Origin of the sequence: Duncaniella sp. (assembly GCF_029054785.1) — a bacterium.
Classification (GTDB): Bacteria; Bacteroidota; Bacteroidia; order Bacteroidales; family Muribaculaceae; genus Duncaniella.
The window spans coordinates 1-18,891 of the sequence record NZ_JAIDEN010000166.1; the positions used below are offsets into that span (position 1 = coordinate 1).

An 18,891-nucleotide genomic window follows, 5' to 3' on the forward strand; every position below is an offset into this window, starting at 1 on the left:
CTGGTCTGGTTTCATTTTGCAAAGATAACACTATACTCCGACATCACCTCCGCCCACCGGAAAAATCCGCTGACCCGTTTTTCGTTGTACAAAAGTAGGAAACCATGCACGCTTTCTTGATACGCAAAATGTTGCAAATCAGAGAGAAGTAATCTTATTCGGTGGAGATTTACGCTCCACCTCTTTTGCTCCACCTTTTGGAACACCAATAACGGTAATATTCTGCCGTTTTTTGCGTCCTCTCGGAAAATAAAAAATCCCGATTTCGTTTGGAAATCAGGATTTTACTGTCTTTTGCTTTTCTTCTAAGTGGTGCCACCAGGAATCGAACCGGGGACACAAGGATTTTCAGTCCTTTGCTCTACCAACTGAGCTATGGCACCGTTTTTGTTTTGCGTTGCAAAGGTAGGGACTTTTTTTTTATCGTGCAAATTTTTTGCGATGTTTTTTCAAACAAAAATAAATTTTCCCGTTCGGGTAGAGTCCAAGGAGAAATGCAATATTAGCGGAAATAACTGAAAATCCGGTTATTGGAGTAGCGAATTTGAGCTTTCTCTCGATCGGCTGTTGAATCGGTCGGCTGTTGATTTTTCTGCTTTGCGATTTTTTGCAGGTCCATCCGTCAAGTGCCAAATTAGGAATCTGCCTGAATAAATCTGCTTTTGGATGAGAAAACCGAGGGCCTCAGCATTCAACCGGCAAGCCTACTCTCACCCGACACTGGCAAAATCTGTGGATCCGGGCATTTATGCACTATGATCTTTACTCCCGGCAGATCTATTATGTTAAAACAATCAGATGTCCGGCATTAAGCCAAACATCTGATTGTCTGATTGATAAATTTATAAGAACTTATGCGGATTGCAATTCAACCATCTGTGGTTCAAGCCGTCAGTTCTGCCGGAAGCAGGGGCATGGCGCCTTTCTGAGTGCAGACGAAGGCTGAAGCCTGAACGGCAAGGGCGTGGGCCTGGGCTACTGACCGGCCTTTAAGGATACTTGCAATGAAGGCTGCGGTGAAGCTGTCGCCGGCGCCTACCGTGTCGGCAACTTCCACTTTTGGAGTCGGCTGGAAGGAGACGTTGCCGGGTGTGAACACGTAGCTCCCGTTGATACCGCAGGTGAGAATGAGCATCTTGAGATTATATTTACCCAGAAGAATCCAGCACTTGTCCTGAAGATCTATGCCTGGATAGCCAAACATGCGGCTTACGGTCACAAGTTCCTCATCATTGATCTTCAGAATGTTGCAACGCTTCATCGAATTGCAGAGAATCTCTTTGTTGTAGAATCCCTGACGCAGGTTGACATCGAAGACAACAAGGCTGTCGTCCGTCTGAGGCATGGCATCGAGAAAACGGTTGATGGTGGTGCGTGAAACTATGTTTCTCTGCGCGAGCGACCCGAAACATACGGCTTTTGTACACTCCGCAAGCGATTCGAGCCGAGCGGTATATGGAATGTTATCCCAGGCCACATTCTCTTTGATTTCATATTGCGGTATTCCGGCCTGGTCGATTTCCACCTGCACGGTGCCGGTCGGATAAGGTACAGTCTCAATCAGGTGGTTAAGATCTTTGGAGGTAAAATTCTCAATGATTTCCTTGCCAAGGGCGTCGTCGCCGACAGCACTGACCACACAGCTGGGAAGTCCGAACTGCGAAACGTGATATGCGAAGTTGGCGGGAGCACCACCGATTTTTTTCCCTTCGGGGAGGACATCCCACAGGGCCTCTCCCATTCCGACTACAATGTCTTTCATGATTTTCACTTATTTAATGGTCTTGATTTTGAGTGTATAATAGAGGAGATAGATGACACCGACTGTCATTACCGCCACGGCACCGATCTGGCCGACGGCATCGGCTGCATAGCCCATAGCGAGAGGGAAAATTGTGCCGCCGAAGAGTCCCATGATCATCAGGCCCGACACTTCGTTTTTCTTATCGGGTGAATAGACAAGAGCCTGAGAGAACACGATCGGAAATATATTTGAATTGCCAAAGCCGATGAGAGCGAGAGCCACATAGATCTGAGTGCTTGTCTCGCAGACGAAAAGCATCCCCATAGCGACGAGCATCATGATCACACTGATTCCGAAAAACAGTTTCGAGGAGATCGAGCGGAGTATGAAAGCGCCGAGAAATGAACCGGCAGTGCGGAAGATAAAATAGACGCTTGTCGCAAATCCAGCTTCTTCGAGAGGAAGGCCGAGGCGTTCCATGATGATTTTTGGCGCGGTAGTATTGGTGCCGACGTCGATCCCCACGTGACAGATGATGCCGATGAAGCAGAGGAGCACGAAGGGGCGGCCCAGGAGTTTCAGACACTCACCGATTCCCGAAGCCTTGTCGGGTCGCTCCTCCTCGATGGGAGTAGCGCCGAGCGCCGAGATCGACAGAAGGCTGATGACGGCATAGATCACAAAAAGCGCGCGCCATCCGAGACCGAAAGTCGGAAGATAGGTCGTAGCGCCCCACGCCGCAATGATCGGGGCGAGGAAAGATGCGATCGCCTTGACAAACTGCCCGAAAGTGAGGGTCGAGGCAAGTCTGTTGCCGCTGATAAGGTTGGTGACGAGCGGATTGAGCGACGTCTGCATGATGGCGTTGCCGATTCCAAGCAGCGAGAACGACAGGAGCATTGTGGAGTAGCTGTCTCCGGTGATTGGAAGCACGAGCGAGACTGCCGTCACAACGAGGCTGACCATTACGGTCTTTTTGCGTCCGATCCGGTTCATCAGCATGCCAGTCGGCACCGAGAAGATCAGGAACCAGAAGAATACTAACGAGGGAAAGAGGTTGGCTTGCGAGTCGGTCAGTCCGAGATCCTTCTGAACATAGTTTGAGGCCGTCCCGACAAGGTCTACAAATCCCATTGCGAAAAAGCACAGCATCACAGGTGCTATCTGAAGAATCGTGCTTTTCTTATCCGTGGCTAATGTTTGTGTCACATCCATTTTTCAAATATATTATTTTTCGTTTATGGTATAGATTCTAAGGTCTGAAACTTTGGCTTTGCCACCATCGGCCCTGACTGAAAGAGTGGAATAAGGAGCGTTGGGGAATACGAGATTGGTCATCACGAAACGTCCTTCGCGTTCGAACACCTCGACGCTTGAGCGGTCGATGAATATCCTGAGGCTGATCTTTCCGTCAGCCGAGTGGACCGGAGCATAGGTGACAGCCGGAAAATCCTGACTGAAATCAACGATTCCGCTTTCGCGGCGGTCAAATGACAGCTTGCCGCCAGCAACGTCATAGACCATATCGACATGTTCGCCTGCCGCATTTGAAAGAGCAATGCTGACCGAACCGGCTTTTGCAGGATCTATTGTCATCAGGATCTCGCAGATTTCAGGGATGGCATAGCGCTGCGCTTTCTCCCCTACTCTCACACCGGCCACAGCTTTGAAAACCTTTCCTCTGATGGCCTCGATTTCGGGCGAAGGAGTCGACGAGACATAAAGCTGTCCGTCATTTCCACGGAAAAGACCCATCTCACGTGGAAGTGTGTTGGCACTCCGATACTGCATGGTCGGAACTTCCGGAGCATACTGCCAGTTGCTCATCCAGCCGATGACCGTGCGCCGTCCGTCGGGCGCATCGCTGAAGCTGACCGTAGCATAATGGTCCTTACCGTAGTCGAGCCACTTTGTCGGCACCTTACCATCGGCATCGAGATCGGGGGTGAAAGTCCGACCGTCGAAATCTCCGACAAAATACTGGGTAGCGCTGCCGCCGAATATGCCTCCGGGGTTAAGATTGCAGAGAAGCACCCACTTCTTCTCTCCGCTCCCCTTTACGCTAAGTTCAAAAAGATCGGGGCACTCCCAGACTCCATCCTGAGCGCCGAGTCCCTTGCCGAAACTGCTTCGGAGAGTCCACTCTTTCATGTCGGGCGAAGTGAATATGAGCATTTCATGATCAAGAGCATGGGCAAGCACAAGAGTCCATTCTTTGGTTTCGGGATTCCAGAACATATTCGGATCGCGCGCCTCGCTTTCGAGCGTGAGCACCGGATTGCCGGGATACACATTATATGTATAACCTCCGTCGTCGCTCCACGCAAGGCTTTGAATCTGGCTTGCGGCAGCCGAAGTGTACATGGCAATGACAGCATCCTTGCCGAAACCGGCGCTGTTTTCCCGGTCGATGGCGGAACTGCCGCTGAAAATCATGCCGAGACCGTCAGGTTCAAGTACAGCTTCGGGCTGGGTTTCCCAATGGATGAGATCGCGGCTCGTAGACTGGCCCCACGAAAGATTCTGCCATTTTGACCCGTATGGGTTCCATTGAAAGGCAAGGTGCCAGACACCGTCTTTGTAAAACATTCCGTTCGGGTCATTCATCCAGCCATAGAGAGGAGTATGATGATACACCGGGCGGAACTTCTCACGGTTTGCGGTGTCGAAACTGTCGGTGACGGTGAAATTATTCCAGCATGCGTCCTCCTTGGCCTCGCGCACCGACGAGCGGCCTTGAGAGGTGATGATATTGAGGACCACCTTTTTTCCCGCATACCTTTTGAGATCGAGGGGAACGGTATAGTCAACCTTCGACTTGGCAAGACGCACACTGAGCGTGCGGTCGAGCTTCCCGTCGACGATCACATTGACATTCGCCTCGTCGTTTGATTCCTGGACAGGCAGAATCAGATATTTGCCATCGCCGGTCACTCTGACAAGCGTGTTGTTTGTGCCGAGGTGTTCGATTTCGACACCGTTTCCGGCCAAGGCAGTCAGTCCCCCGGACAGGAGTGATGCGGCTGTGAGAACCGACATCGAGATATGTGATAAAGTCTTCATATAAAACGTCACTTATAATTGTATTGATTTGACACTGCAAATCTACAAACTATTGTCAACTGCCGGTATTAAAATTTGGTCATTAGATATCACAAATGTTGCATGGTCCGAAATTTACAAGCAAAGTCTCTGTTTTTCATAATATTGTCATTATCTTTGCAAGAGATAACACTAAACTGACCGAACAGCCTTTATATACTTTTATATAAATGTGGATAACCCTTAAATCGAAATGAACCGGTTTTGCATATACATCTTGCTTATAATCTCGTTGCTTGTCAGTTCTTCATGTCAGGAGAAAAAGCAATACCGCATCGGCGTCTCTCAGTGTAGCCAGGATGACTGGCGCATGAAGATGAACGATGAGATCAACCGCGAGATTATGTTTCATCCAGAGGCCACTGTCGAAATCCGCTCAGCCGATGACAACAACGCCAAACAGATCGCCGACATATCATATTTCCGTGACAACGGCTTCGACATCATCATCGCCGCGCCAAACGAGGCTGAAGCGATCACACCTATTATAAAAGAAGTCTATGAGTCAGGAATCCCGGTGATAGTTTTTGACCGCAACATAAACGGCGACACCTACACAGCCTTTCAGGGAGCCGACAATTTCCGCATAGGCAAATCTGCCGCCCACTATGCCCGCCATCTCATCGGCGAAGGAGGCAAAGTTCTTGAAATCTATGGACTGGAAGGTTCCACCCCTGCCATAGAGCGTCACGACGGATTTGCAGAAGGCGCCGCTGACGAAGGCCTGACACTCCTGGCCTCGGCCCACGGCAATTGGGACTACGATGCCGCAGCTCAGGCGGCTGACTCGCTTTTCAATCTCTATCCGGATGCCGACATGGTCTATGCCCACAACGACCGCATGGCGATCGCCGCATCGGAAGTTGCCCGTAAGCGCGGATTGAACATAAAAACCATCGGCATCGACGCTGCTCCTGAAATTGGCATAAAGGCAGTGGCCGACAGCGTGATCGACGCCACATTTCTCTATCCGACAGAGGGCTACCGCCTCATCCGCACCGCCTTGGCCGTCCTCAACGGTGAGCCATTCGAGCGGATCGTGACCCTGCCTGTCTCCTCGCCGGTCGATATCACCAATGCTGACATACTTCTTCTGCAAAATGAATCGCTGAAAGAAGAGACTGCAAAGATCAAGGTGCTAAAAGGCCAGGTCGATGATTTCTGGAGCCGTCATTCAGCCCAGACCACCCTGTTCTATGCCTCTGTCGCCATTCTCATACTGCTTGTAGGAGTCCTGTTTCTGCTGTTGCGCACATTCTGGCAGCGTCAGCGCCATCAGCGTCAGCTCATGGAGCAGAACCGGCTCCTTGAAGAGCAGCGCGACGCGCAGAAGGCTCTCAACGAGCAGCTCAACGCAGCCACACAGTCCAAGCTCGTATTTTTCACCAACGTATCACACGACCTGCGCACTCCGCTGACTCTCATTGCCGAACCTGTCGAGCAGCTTGTCAATGCCACGAACCTGACCCCGCAGCAGAACGTCCTGATGAAGATTGCCAACAAGAACGTCAGGATCCTCCGCCGTCTGATCAACCAGATCCTTGATTTCCGCAAATATGAAAACGGCAAACTCGACGTCAGCCTCTCGGAAGTGCGTTTCGCCACTCTCGTGATGGACTGGGCCGAATCATTCCACGCCATTGCCCGCAAGCGTGACATCAGACTCTCTGTCGGCATTGATATCGCTGACGACTTCTCGCTTGCACTTGACACCGAGAAAATCGAGCGTGTGTTTTTCAATCTGATGTCCAATGCGTTCAAATACACCCCGGACAACGGTCGCATAACGTTTGCGACTGAAATCCGCGGGAATGAACTCATTTTCTCCGTCGAAGATTCAGGTCGCGGCATAGCCGAAGAGGATCTGAGCAACATTTTCGACCGCTTCTATCAGGTTGACAAGATACATCCCAACGGATCAGGCATCGGACTGTCGCTCGCCAAGGCCTTTGTCGAGCTTCACGGCGGCACCATCGCTGTCGAAAGCAAGCTCGGATCAGGGTCGAAATTCACGGTCGTGATCCCGGTATGCCATGTGGCAGACACAGCGGAACCAGCCGCTCCTAAGGCGATTGGCCGGAATGAAGTTGACGTCGAACTCGGAGAAATCGAACTTGACAGCCGCTATCTTGACGCCGAAAAGCCGCTGCTGCTGGTGATTGACGACAACGAGGACATACGCAAGATGATCGGAGAGCTTCTCGGCGATGACTACACGGTTATTTTCGCCGCAAACGGCAAGGAGGGCATACATCTTGCCGCAAAATATGTCCCCGACCTGATTGTCTGTGATGTCATGATGCCGGTGATGGACGGACTGGAATGCTGCCGTCGGATCAAAGACGAGATTTCAACCTCCCACATTCCTGTGCTGCTTCTGACCGCATGTTCGATGGACGAGCAGCGCGCCCAGGGCTACGAAAGCGGAGCCGATGCCTATGTGGCAAAGCCATTCAACACTGCCGTGCTGAAATCCCGCTGCAAGAATCTGATTGAAAACCGCAGACGGATCAAGAACCTGTGGGCGAACTCCGGCACACCATTGGCACCGAGTCCGCAGGAAAACGCCAGACCGGCGACAATACCGGCACCTGCCCCGACAGCAGGATCAGACATCGAAAACGAATTTTATGCCCGCTTTCTTGAAATCGTTTCCGCCGAGATGGGCAATCCGGAACTCAATGTCGACCAACTCGCGTCGAAAATGGGACTCGGACGCTCGCAGTTCTACCGCAAGATCAAAGCTCTCACCAACTATACCCCGGTGGAACTGTTGCGCAATCTGCGTCTGAAACGCTCACGCGAACTGCTTGCCACAACCCAGAAGACCATCAGCGAGATCGCTTATGAAGTCGGCTTCTCGGCACCGGCCTATTTCACCCGCTGCTACAAGGAATCGTTCGGCGAAACGCCCTCCGAACTCCGCGAACGGCTCGCCGCTAACTGACGGCGCAGTCATCCGCCATAGTCCCGCATGTTGTAGGGATACAACATCACCGGACACACAGCCGGTAACGGATATCACAAATGTTGCTTAATGTATTAAAATTCGCGCATTGACCGGATTTTAATATCCGATGCGACATCTGTTGTAGGCGCAAAGTCCTATTCAATAATAACTTTGTGCCAGAAAATCTTACCAATCATAATAGACATGAAAAAATCAATTCTGTTGGCGCTATTTCTGTTATTGGCAGTCATCGGCGCACAAGCACAAAATATCACTGTGCAAGGAACGGTAATTTCGAAAACCGATGATGAACCCCTGATCGGAGCATCAGTATTGTCCGAAACAACAAAGACCGGCGCATCCACCGATGTCGACGGCCGGTTCACACTCACGGTCCCTGCCGGTTCAAAGCTGACCGTTTCTTATGTGGGATATGTATCCGCGACTGTCGAGGCACAGCCCGAACTGACAGTCCGCCTCGAAGAAAACAGCGAAGTGCTGGATGAGGTTGTGGTTGTCGGCTACTCGGCTGAAAAGAAATCAGACCTCACCGGTTCGGTCTCCGTAGTAAAGATGAAAGATGTGTCGGACACACCGACCGGCAACGTGCTCCAGGCTCTGCAAGGCCGAGTGGCAGGTATGAACATCACCACTGACGGAACACCCGGCGGACTCAGCACCGGGACCTCTATCCGTGGAGCTTCGTCATTCCGCGGCGAAGCCAACGGCCCTCTCTATGTGATCGACGGTGTCATGACCCGTGAGAACCCCGGCACAATTCTCAACAGCAACGACGTCGAGTCGATCCAGGTGCTCAAGGATGCAGCCTCGGCCTCGATCTACGGCGCACAGGCTGCCAACGGTGTGATCATCATCACCACCAAGCGCGCGAAAAAGGGAGAATGCCGCGTGACATTCGATGCGACTCTCACTCTCCAGACCTACCGGAGCGGTCTTGACATGCTCAACGCCGACCAGTGGGGCGATGTCTACTGGTCAGCCTACAAGTATTCCTACGGAAAAACTCCGGTATCCGAACTCTATGGCAGCGGCGCCACTCCTGTGCTTCAGGCCTATCCCAACCTCAACGGTGTTCTTGTCAACCCGCAGAATACAGACTGGGAAAAAGAAATCCACCGCACAGCCCTGATGCAGACATACAGCATCGGTCTTTCCAAAGGCGACGAGAACGGATCGTCATCACTCTCGCTCAGCTGGCTCGACCATGACGGCATCATCAAAGGCTCGGATTTCCAGAAGGCCAACGCCCGTTTCAGCTCTGACTACGGATTCATCAACAACCGCCTGCGGGCAGGAGGAAACGTGACCGTCAACTGGTGGCGTCAGCACAACGCTCCCGGCGGAATCGAGGAAAACGCAATCAAGATGCACCCCGCCCGCACCGTCTATGACTCTGAGGGCAACTATAACGACCAGGTGGCTTTCGGCCTCAATGACACTCCCAACATCATGCGTCAGATCGACGAGGAAGGTACAAACAAACATGAATACTGGCGAGTGTTCGGAAACGCCTATCTCTCGGTCGAACCTGTCAGAAACCTTATCGTCAAGACCAACTTCGGCATCAACTACTACAACGGCAATGACAAGGTGTTCACCCCGGCCAATCTCCGCGACAACACCAACAGACTCTATCAGTACTCAGGCAAGACAACAGACTGGGTCTGGACAAACACCGCACAGTACAACATCGACTTCGGCAGGAATTCCCTGATGGCACTCCTCGGCATCGAGGCCAAGCGCAATCATTTCGAGGACATGTTCGGCGAAGGCAAGGGCCTTGAGATCGAAGATCCGAATTATCTGTATCTCGGCAACGTCACCACCAACAAAAACACCGGCTCCGGAGCCTCGAACTACTCGATGTTCTCCCTATTCGGCAAAGTCAACTACACATGGGACAATAAATATCTCGTTTCTTTCACCCTGCGCCGCGATGCCTCATCACGTCTCTCGACCGAACACAACTACGACTGGTTCCCATCGGTATCCGCCGGATGGCGCATTTCGCAGGAAAATTTCATGGAAAGCACACGCAGCTGGCTCAGCGACCTGAAAATCCGCGGCGCTTACGGTGTCAACGGCAACGACATCATTGCAAACGATGCGTTTTATGCCAAGTACGCAATGGACCTTGACCGTGCGGCCTATGCGGTCGGTGGCGGCAACACACTCTCACCCGGCGCTCTCCGCTCGCGCAGCACAAACCCGGATCTCACATGGGAAAAGACCTATCAGACAAACGTTGGCTTCGACGCCTCGCTGCTCAACAGCCGCCTCTCGCTTTCGTTTGACTACTTCCACAAGAAGACCAACGACATGCTTGTGGAGAAACCCTACATTGCTACTATCGGTGAAGGCGGCTACTGCTGGTACAACGGCGGCTCGATGGTCAACAAGGGTGTCGAGATCACCGCAGAATGGCGCCAGTCGCTCAACAAGGACTTCAGTTACAACATCGGACTCAACGTCACCGCGATGAAAAACGAAGTCACGGGACTGATGGAGGACATCTACTACACCTGGGGAGGCGGCAACGGGCGCGACAAGAGCATCGTCGGACAGCCGCTCGGCTCCTGGATGGGTTACAGGACCGACGGAATCTTCCGCACCCAGGAAGAGGTCGACGCCTACAAGGAAAAATATCGTGTCAGCTTCGGCAATCCGGCGGTAGGCCGTATCCGCTATGTCGATGCCAACGGTGACGGCGAAATCAATGACCGCGACCGCACATGGCTCGGCACCGATCTTCCCAAAGCCCAGTTCGGCCTCAATCTCGGCGCCAACTGGAAAGGATTTGACCTCAGCCTCTTCTTCAACAGCATCATCCGCGACGCATGGAACAATTCCAAATACTATACCGACTTCTTCCCCCTCTGGACAGGCAACCACGGCACCCAGCTTCTTGGAGCTGCCAAAGCCTATGACAGATATCTCCAGACAGGCTACTATGGCTCTGATGTCCCGGCCCCATCTGTCGACAACTCCAACAACGAGAACGAAAGTTCAGAATACTACATCGAGGACGGTTCTTTCATCCGTCTGAAATCCCTCTCGCTCGGCTATACGCTGCCAAAGGGAATCCAGCAGAAACTCAGCCTCAAGAACGCCCGCGTGTATTTCCAGGCACAGAACGTGTTCACTCTGACAAATTACAGCGGCGCTGATCCCGAAGGTCTCGGCTACCCCTATGCTCTTCCCCGCCAGTACACATTCGGCATACAGTTTGGTTTCTGACCATAATAAACACACTCTTAAATCTCGAATAAAATGAAACTCAAAAATATAATGTCAGCTGCCCTCATCGGACTTTCTCTCAATGCTTGCAGCGATGATTTTCTTGAAAACAAACCTCAGGGCCCGCTCTCGGAGGGCAACATGAACAATCCGGAGGCTGTTGACCTCCTTGTCAACGGCGCATACGCTACTTTCGGCTGCCGCTATGCCGACTCCAACGATCCCCACTGGTTTCCGGTGACCAACTGGAGCTATGGCGAAGTCCGTGCCGACAATGCCTACAAAGGTGGCGGCGGCGAGACTGATGCCTGGGAAATACATGACATGGAGACCGCCAGAATCCAGCCCAACAACGGTTTCCTCGACGGGAAATGGTTCAATGTCTATTGCGGCATCTCCCGCTGTAACTCCGCGATACGCGCTCTCCGCAAAGTAGACGAGAGCATCATCAAGGAAAAAGACATACGCATTTCCGAGGTCCGCGTCATCCGTGACCACTGGTATTTCGAACTTGTACGCCTCTTCAACCGCATCCCCTACATGGATATCGACATGCCGGAAACGGATTATCAGAAAGTCCCCAACAATGAGTTCACCCGTGAGGAACACCTCGGCCGCATCGCGGCGGATCTCCTCGAAGCTGCCGGAAACCTGCCTGACACCCAGACAGAAATCGGACGTATCAACCGCCGCATCGCACTCGCCTACGCAGCCAAAGTGAAACTCTATCAGGCCTACGAACAGGACCCGCAGACCAACGCCGTTGTCAACATCAACAAACCGCTGCTCCGGGAAGTTGTCAGCCTGATTGACCGGATTCAGGGCTATGACCTCCTCGCCGATTTCCAGCAGCTTGACCTCCTCGAATATGAAAACGGCCTGGAATCTGTGTTTGCCATCCAGTTTTCGAAAGATGACGGCTCAAGCGGTGTCGGACGCATCAACTGGAGCATGCTGCTCAATTCAATGACAGGTCCCGGCTGCCCCTGGCAGGGCGACGGCTTCTTCCTCCCTTCGCAGGACCTCATAAACGCCTACCAGACCGATGCCGACGGTCTTCCGCTCTTCGACTATCAGAACCGTCCGGATTACAGCCAGGTTGTTTTCAGCCAGGACGGCTCCTACTCTCTCGGCAATGTCGACGGCAACGTCGATCCGCGTCTTGACTTCGTGATCGGCCGTCCGACAATACGCTACAAGACTTACTCCGAAAAGCCCTGCGGTCTCTGGGTGCGCAACAGCGATACCTACGGCTATAACAACACCAAACGATTCTGGCTCTCGCCCGAATCTCCTGACGCCACACAGGGATGGCCCTGGGGTGCATCGGCTCTGAACTGGCAGATCATCCGCTATGCCGACCTCCTGCTCTACAAGGCCGAAGCCCTCATCGAACTTGGAGAAGACCTCGACGAAGCCCGCGTGCTGATCAACCGTGTGCGTTCGCGCGCAATGAACAGCGCCTATGTCAAGGACTTCAACAACCCCGACAGCTATGCCGCCAACTACAAAATCGGACTTTATCCCTCGTCAGGCTGGAATCAGGAATATGCCCGCCGGGCACTCCGCACGGAGATGCGTCTCGAAAAAGCGATGGAAGGCGAACGCTTCTTTGATCTGGTCCGCTGGGGCATTGCCAAGGAAACGATGAACAACTACTTCGCCGCAGAAAAAGACAACCGCATCTATTATCAGAACGCCTCCTTTGAGACCGGCGAGGAATATTTCCCAATCCCCGTGGCCCAGTACAATTTCTCCGGCGGCATTTACGTACAGAACCCAGGTTATCCGTCATTCTGATCATATTTCTTTAAGGTAAAAAAGATTATTTCAGGTAAAAGAAGTGGATATATAGAAGGAGTGAACGCTGAAGTCAGGATTCAGGCTTTAGCGTTCACTTCATTTTTTTGATGGAAATCGCTATCTTTGCAAAAACCTCAAAAAAAGACACCGGGAAGGATTGTTTTTGCAATCGACTGTGTCGGCAAGATCGAATTATGAACAATGAAATTCTCTATATCCTCCTGCCGGACTATGCCGCGCATGAGATCGTATATCTTTCCCAGGCCATCGCATCCGATGAATATGCCTTGAAGGAAAATCCCAAGTATGTCAATAAAGTTGTAGCACCGACCTTGGATCCGGTCAGATCAATCGGCGGTTTCCGCACTCTGCCGGACTACTCATTCGACACAATGCCTGACGACTATGCCGCATTGGTGCTGATCGGAGGCTTCGGCTGGACCACTCCTGTTGCCGGACAAGTGCTGCCGATTGTCAGGAAAGCGGTTGAAAACGGCAAAATAGTCGGAGCGATCTGCAACGGGGCGTCATTCCTGGCCAAACACGGATTTCTCAACGATGTCAGACACACCGGCAACGGCATCGAGCAACTCAGAATCTGGGGAGGCGACAACTATACAAATCCCGCCGGATATGTCAATGCCCAGGCTGTCAGCGACAAAAACATAGTGACAGCCAACGGCTCTGCGACTCTTGAATTTGCCAAAGAGCTACTGCTGATGCTTGAAAACGACACCCCGGAACGCATCGAGATGTACTATCAGTTTAACCGTCAGGGCTTCTGCGCGCTTTTTGCCGGAGAATAGAACCGCCTATGGAAATTATATCTTTGCGCCGCTCTTCGGAATACCTTGAACAGGCCATCCGGTATTTTCAGGACAAATGGGCCTCCGACGAGTCCCGACCGGTTTATGACGACTGTATGCGCAATTGCCTGAATGCGGAAAATCCCCTCCCACAATGGTATCTGTTGACAGATGGAGACCGGATTGCCGGATGCGCAGGGCTCGCGACAAACGATTTCAACTCGCGCATGGACCTCTATCCCTGGTTCGTGGCCCTTTATATTGAAGAAGACTTCAGGGGACACAATCTCGGAAAAAGACTGATCGACTATGCCGCCAATGACGCCGTATCATTTGGATTCAAGACATTGAACCTCTGCACTGACCATATCGGATATTATGAAAAGTTCGGTTTCAGGCATTTAGGTGATTGTTATCATCCCTGGGGCGAGAAATCAAGGGTCTATCAATTGAATCTGCGTCCGGAGTAACAGTCAAAATGATCATCAGAAAAATGCGCCCTGAGGTTTTAGAGGTTGTTTAACAACAACAAGTACACCACCCATTAAAAAATTCACCTAAATTATGAGCATGGAACACAAAGCGTTCATTTTTGACACCGACAAATTTCACGCCGAGATAGAACCTGTCATGAAGGACAGCATCAGCTCAGGTCGCACATCAGGATATCTGCGACCATCTTGACGAACTGCAATCGCCCTACACCGGTTGCGGGCTGGACGAAGACTGGGAAAGTGAATTCGGCGAGCTTACACTTCAGGTCTATTTCGACATTCTGCTCACCGCCTGCTACGATGTCGAGGACGACCGCGGTCTGGGCGAAATGTGGGATGCCGTGAATGAGGTGATCAAAGAACTTGATGTATTCGAAGAGGGTGAACTGCCCGTCACAGGCTGGGAAGTCGAGATCGAGGATGTTATCGTGAATCCCGGCATGCAGGGTCTCGGCATCATTGACAGCAGCGAAGTCGCAGAGATTCTGGAAGGCCTGAGAGACAACAGAGACGAAGCCGAGAATGCCGAACCTGAAGACCTGCTGTATGAGGCCGATCCGGAGGACTGGATGGAAGCCTACGATGATCTTTGCAGCCTCTACGAAGACGCTCTCCGCCGGAACAAAGGTCTGCTCCTCACATTCTGACCCTACGGAGACTGACGTCGAAAGTCATCGTCATCGGATGATCCGGGGCCGGGTAAATTCCGGCCCTGCGGTCACAGGAGTCCGCGTGAAAGGGTGATAAGGTCGGAGAGTTTGTGGACACCGAATTTTTCCATGAGGTTCTTACGGTAGGTCAGCACTGTGTTTTCCGTAACTCCGAGATTCTGTGCAGCCTGAGAGGTGCTCATGCCTCCGGTTATGAGCCTCAGCACATCGAGTTCCCTTGGGGTGAAGTTCGGTGAGAAATAGTCACGATCGGCGAAAGACAGACTGTAATAGCATTCTCCGTCACGAAATGCACACAGAGCGGCATCCAGTTCGCTGACGGGATCCGCTTTTGAAACCGCAAGCCTCACTCCGGCCTTTCTTATCCGTGTGCCTATCCAGTGAGAATCGTGCATGGTGTAGACCAGCACTTCAGAAGCCGGGAAATCCGCCCGTATCATCTCTATGAAATTCCAGGCCGAAGTCTTGCCGAGTTCAAGATCAACAATCCAAAGCCCGACCTGACTAAATTCCGCAGGTGTCATCTTCAGTTCGTCGATACTGTGGGCTATTATACACTCGCCGGAGAGGGTCCCGGCCACTTTGGCTGCGATGCTCTCCGCTACGAGCGGATGATCCTCAATAATAACAGTTTTTGCCATTCTGATTTTCAGAGGTTGTTAAAAAAAACTCTCACTCGCCGGATAAGATCTCTATTGTGATCCGTGTGAACACTGTCGGGCCGACCGAACCGCGAGTAATTTCAGCGCCGAGAATCTTGACACGGTCCTGGATGGTGCGCAGACCGATCCCTTTGGACATGACACCCGCGTCTACCTCCGGGGGCGCAGTCCCGTCATGGTCGATCTCAAGCGCGATGAAATGCTTTTTGCACACCAGAGTCACATCGACATGCGAAGCCCCTGAATGGCGCAATATGTTCGACAGTTCCTCCTGCATTATGCGATAGAGTTCCATTGCTTTGTCAACTCTTATGACCGAAGTGTCACCTTCGGATACAAAACCGATAGCGGGCCGGTTTCCGCCCGGAATCTCAGTATCATGGTTGAGCATAGCCACATAGCCGGCCATTGCCTCGGCAAGATCAGCATCAACCAGTTCGGGAGGCATCAGCCGGTGAGAGATCGCACGGACAGAATTGCGGATACGGTCTGCTGTCTCGGCTGTAACCTCAGCCGAAGCCGTGTCCATCTGCATCCTCATTGCCAGAAGGTCAGCGGCAATCCCGTCATGAAGCTCGCGGGCAAAATAGCGCCGTTCTTCCTCCATCCCGTCGATATAGCGGCGGGAACTTGCCAGTTCCTTCTCCTTTCGCTCCATGTCGAGCCGCTTTTTCATTTTACGGCGCTTGCTGTCAAGAAGGAGTGCGACAATGAGCATCACAGCCACTGACAAGGCGATCCACAATATGATCCGCTGACTGCGCAGAAGTTCATTTGAAAGCTGACGGTTAGCCAGTTCCTTCTGCATCACTCCATAGCGGACATCGAACTCGGCGAGCGACCGTGCAGCCCCGCGGGCTGCGATCGTATCACTCCAGATCCGCGCCGAGTCGAGCATCTCATAAGCCTCTGAAGTCCGTCCGAGAGCTCGCAGACAGCGGGCAAGAAGCAGATATAACTCATTGCGCGGAGGAGCCATCGGAGACTCCATCTGCGAGCGGATCAGCGGAAGGGCTTTCTTATAGTCCTCGGATGCCATCAGCCATGAAATTTTCTGAGAGACGAAGCCGGTGGCGCTCGATGAATTCGGTGGCACATCAGCCAGAAGCCTGTCACCGGTTTCAATATACGCGGCAACCGAATCCTGAACGTTCCGCAGATCATAAAGTGTGCATAAGGCCGGAATACATCTTAACTGAAGCACCGGATCTTCGCTTTCAAGAGCCAATGCCCATGCTCTTCTGATTGACTTCTCGCCCTCGTCAAGCTGTCCGAGTTTCAGGCAGGCCGAAGCGTGGAGCTGCGAGCCAAGCAATTGTGTGTAGCCGTCGTCAGCCTTGTCTGCATTTCTTACGGCATTGCAGAAATAGACGAGCGACTTTTCATATTCCTTGCGGTTGAAATAGAGCATCCCGATATTGAGTTCTGCCGCAGCCATCCATGACGGATCGGCCGAAAGATTCGCATGTTCAAGCGCTCTGACATAGCAGCAGAGAGCCGAATCGGCGTTGTCCTCCCTGTTGTAGATGACTCCGAGATTGTTCCACAGACTCGTATAGACAATCTGGTCACCTCCGGTCCCTATATACTCCACAGCCTTAAGAGCGGCTTCTTTCGCGGCTTTGCGGTCACCCCTGCACATATAGAGAGAGGATTGCTCGACGAGCACCCGCACATACATCGTGTCATCGGCAAAATCAGGCAATGCAAAAATCGAATCGAAAATCTGCTGGGCCTCATCCAGCTTGCCTTCGCCAATAAGGTCCTCAGCCCGCTGAAACGAGCTGACGGTATTACCGTCGGCGGCAAAAAGAGGTGTGAATAATAACTGGCAGAATATTATGACAAGGATTTGAGTCAGGTTACAATCGTGTTGTTTCATGGCTATGTGCATCATTTTCTACAAAAGTGGGGAAGGCCCACTGCAAAAGTGCGCTTTCCCACTTCATATTTTGCGGCTATAAAGGTACTAAAAAATCTTTAGTATTATAGATTTATAGGCTATTTATCAGACATAAATGATTAAAAATACTTTTTTTTGATGAACAGACCGATCTTCAAGGGTAATATATTTTATACAATTACGAATTCTCACACCCAAACTCAAATCTGAGGAGCAAAGGTCCGGCACACTTCCGCAAACCGCGGATTGGCAACCAAAGTCTTATGCTGAATATCTGTTTTGCTCCTTTGTGGAGTATATTTAAAATTCCTATATGCCTTTTCAAGATATATAAAAGCAGTGTCGATGTCTCCCATCATTGCATAACATGATGCAAGAAAGTCCTCATCCCAATTAGAAGGACCGGCTTCAATCATCTCCCTTATCTCTTTATGCTCTCCAAGCAGAATTTTTGCCATGCAGTAGATTCCGAAATTGACGGTCTTCTGTTCCGGGGCTGCTAATAACCTGAGATCACCAACAAACTCCTCTGTCCGTCCTGCAAACCATGCTGCTTCTCCTCTGCGGAACAACATATATGCCTCCAGGCTTTTAAGTGAATCATAATGAGTATAGCAAAGCGGATTGCCGACATCATCAAAAATTCTTTGGATACTGTCGATCAGAACGGTGGTCATGTCAATCACTTTTTCATACTCCCCGTTAAGCAGATGGGACGTCATCAGAAAGTCTTGCGTATTACTGTCATAATAATCATAAATCCATGTCTCCATCATATAATCGACGGCAGCCTGAGGCCCATGAAGACGTCGTAAGATAATACTCCGGCTCAGAATATAGCCATAACTGTCAGTTATATCTTCGTCATCATCAAATACATGAAGCGCATCGAAAGCCTTTTCATCTTGGTCTGAACTCAGATAAGAGTTGACAACTTTCCATTTAAGATCTTCGAGATTCGGATAGCGCTCCTGAAGGCTCCTGAGCAGTTCGAGACTATCGCGAAAACGCCCGTTGACTCTCAGCAGTTCTGCAACTATAAAAAGAGCCCGTGATTTTCGCTCTTCTTCACAAGGAGCGATTTCATCGACATTTCTACTGACTGCATCAAGAAGCTGCTGCGGATATCGGGCGGAAAAATGTTGGACATATCCATTTATGTCCTCGTCATCCGGATAGGTTACGGCAAGCTGTGCAAGAAGATTGATGAAGAGATCTGTCTCACCTTGTTCAAAATATGTCCGCATCAGATAGAAATCGGCAGCATCATCACCGGGAAAAAGTTTTTTCGTAGCCTCTATGTCCTTGAATATTTTATCCCAGTTCTTATTTTCTATATCATCCTCAAAATCAACAAGCGGATGGATGATGCCAAGACTGTCGGCTTTAATAAAACCGCTTTCCTGGTCTGCGACATAAAGTGGCCTTAGTTCAGTGTCAAGACACCGGGCCGCGCAGCTCTGTCTCAGGAAAGCGGTCGCTACGATCAAAACAACGT

12 protein-coding genes and 1 tRNA gene are annotated in these 18,891 nt (G+C 51.4%); 6 read left to right on the plus strand and 7 right to left on the minus strand.

The window, feature by feature from the left end; translation table 11 throughout:
• Nucleotides 1-310 precede the first annotated feature (310 nt).
• The 4 genes from K2H17_RS10125 to K2H17_RS10140 form a co-directional block, all read right to left on the minus strand.
• Nucleotides 311-383, minus strand: a tRNA-Phe gene (locus K2H17_RS10125).
• A gap of 500 nt (nt 384-883) precedes the next feature.
• Complete coding sequence (locus tag K2H17_RS10130) at nt 884-1,762, minus strand: carbohydrate kinase (protein WP_300134398.1); 879 nt, start codon at nt 1,760-1,762, stop codon at nt 884-886.
• A 9-nt stretch (nt 1,763-1,771) separates the two neighbouring features.
• Nucleotides 1,772-2,959 (minus strand): MFS transporter, encoded by a 1,188-nt coding sequence (locus tag K2H17_RS10135; RefSeq protein ID WP_300134400.1) that lies wholly within the window; start codon nt 2,957-2,959, stop codon nt 1,772-1,774.
• 12 nt (nt 2,960-2,971) lie between these two features.
• The gene (locus K2H17_RS10140) at nt 2,972-4,807 is read right to left on the minus strand and encodes a DUF4980 domain-containing protein (RefSeq protein WP_300134403.1); all 1,836 of its coding nucleotides are present in this window, start codon (nt 4,805-4,807) and stop codon (nt 2,972-2,974) included.
• Nucleotides 4,808-5,063: 256 nt separating this feature from the next.
• On the opposite strand from K2H17_RS10140, the gene K2H17_RS10145 reads away from it, so the two are divergent.
• The 6 genes from K2H17_RS10145 to K2H17_RS10170 all read left to right on the plus strand — a co-directional run bounded on the left by K2H17_RS10145 (nt 5,064) and on the right by K2H17_RS10170 (nt 14,804).
• Complete coding sequence (locus K2H17_RS10145) at nt 5,064-7,793, plus strand: substrate-binding domain-containing protein (protein WP_300134406.1); 2,730 nt, start codon at nt 5,064-5,066, stop codon at nt 7,791-7,793.
• Between the two features lie 207 nt (nt 7,794-8,000).
• A complete protein-coding gene (locus tag K2H17_RS10150) occupies nt 8,001-11,054 on the plus strand; it encodes a TonB-dependent receptor (protein WP_300134408.1) in 3,054 nt (1,017 codons plus the stop codon).
• A 33-nt stretch (nt 11,055-11,087) separates the two neighbouring features.
• A complete protein-coding gene (locus tag K2H17_RS10155) occupies nt 11,088-12,854 on the plus strand; it encodes a RagB/SusD family nutrient uptake outer membrane protein (RefSeq protein ID WP_300134411.1) in 1,767 nt (588 codons plus the stop codon).
• Nucleotides 12,855-13,051: 197 nt separating this feature from the next.
• Nucleotides 13,052-13,663 (plus strand): DJ-1/PfpI family protein, encoded by a 612-nt coding sequence (locus tag K2H17_RS10160; protein ID WP_300134414.1) that lies wholly within the window; start codon nt 13,052-13,054, stop codon nt 13,661-13,663.
• A gap of 8 nt (nt 13,664-13,671) precedes the next feature.
• Nucleotides 13,672-14,133 (plus strand): GNAT family N-acetyltransferase, encoded by a 462-nt coding sequence (locus K2H17_RS10165; RefSeq protein WP_300134417.1) that lies wholly within the window; start codon nt 13,672-13,674, stop codon nt 14,131-14,133.
• Between the two features lie 353 nt (nt 14,134-14,486).
• On the plus strand, nt 14,487-14,804 hold the full coding sequence (locus K2H17_RS10170; RefSeq protein ID WP_300134420.1) for a hypothetical protein: 318 nt from the start codon (nt 14,487-14,489) through the stop codon (nt 14,802-14,804).
• 71 nt (nt 14,805-14,875) lie between these two features.
• On the opposite strand, the gene K2H17_RS10175 is transcribed toward K2H17_RS10170, so the two are convergent.
• From K2H17_RS10175 to K2H17_RS10185, 3 genes are all read right to left on the minus strand, one after another.
• Complete coding sequence (locus K2H17_RS10175) at nt 14,876-15,469, minus strand: response regulator transcription factor (protein WP_300134423.1); 594 nt, start codon at nt 15,467-15,469, stop codon at nt 14,876-14,878.
• Between the two features lie 31 nt (nt 15,470-15,500).
• Nucleotides 15,501-17,372 carry a tetratricopeptide repeat-containing sensor histidine kinase gene (locus K2H17_RS10180; RefSeq protein WP_300134427.1) on the minus strand — a complete coding sequence of 624 codons (1,872 nt, stop codon included), beginning with the start codon at nt 17,370-17,372 and terminating at the stop codon, nt 15,501-15,503.
• Between the two features lie 221 nt (nt 17,373-17,593).
• Nucleotides 17,594-18,883, minus strand: a complete 1,290-nt coding sequence (locus K2H17_RS10185) for a hypothetical protein (RefSeq protein WP_300134430.1) — start codon at nt 18,881-18,883, stop codon at nt 17,594-17,596.
• Nucleotides 18,884-18,891: the final 8 nt, after the last annotated feature.

What these genes read in the sequence shown, in the direction of transcription:
- K2H17_RS10140 (WP_300134403.1), bottom strand. Translation starts at nt 4,807, where the DNA reads ATGAAGACTTTATCACATATCTCGATGTCGGTTCTCACAGCCGCATCA.
- K2H17_RS10165 (WP_300134417.1), top strand. Translation starts at nt 13,672, where the DNA reads ATGGAAATTATATCTTTGCGCCGCTCTTCGGAATACCTTGAACAGGCC.
- K2H17_RS10160 (WP_300134414.1), top strand. Translation starts at nt 13,052, where the DNA reads ATGAACAATGAAATTCTCTATATCCTCCTGCCGGACTATGCCGCGCAT.
- K2H17_RS10150 (WP_300134408.1), top strand. Translation starts at nt 8,001, where the DNA reads ATGAAAAAATCAATTCTGTTGGCGCTATTTCTGTTATTGGCAGTCATC.
- K2H17_RS10135 (WP_300134400.1), bottom strand. Translation starts at nt 2,959, where the DNA reads ATGGATGTGACACAAACATTAGCCACGGATAAGAAAAGCACGATTCTT.
- K2H17_RS10170 (WP_300134420.1), top strand. Translation starts at nt 14,487, where the DNA reads ATGTGGGATGCCGTGAATGAGGTGATCAAAGAACTTGATGTATTCGAA.
- K2H17_RS10180 (WP_300134427.1), bottom strand. Translation starts at nt 17,372, where the DNA reads ATGAAACAACACGATTGTAACCTGACTCAAATCCTTGTCATAATATTC.
- K2H17_RS10130 (WP_300134398.1), bottom strand. Translation starts at nt 1,762, where the DNA reads ATGAAAGACATTGTAGTCGGAATGGGAGAGGCCCTGTGGGATGTCCTC.
- K2H17_RS10175 (WP_300134423.1), bottom strand. Translation starts at nt 15,469, where the DNA reads ATGGCAAAAACTGTTATTATTGAGGATCATCCGCTCGTAGCGGAGAGC.
- K2H17_RS10155 (WP_300134411.1), top strand. Translation starts at nt 11,088, where the DNA reads ATGAAACTCAAAAATATAATGTCAGCTGCCCTCATCGGACTTTCTCTC.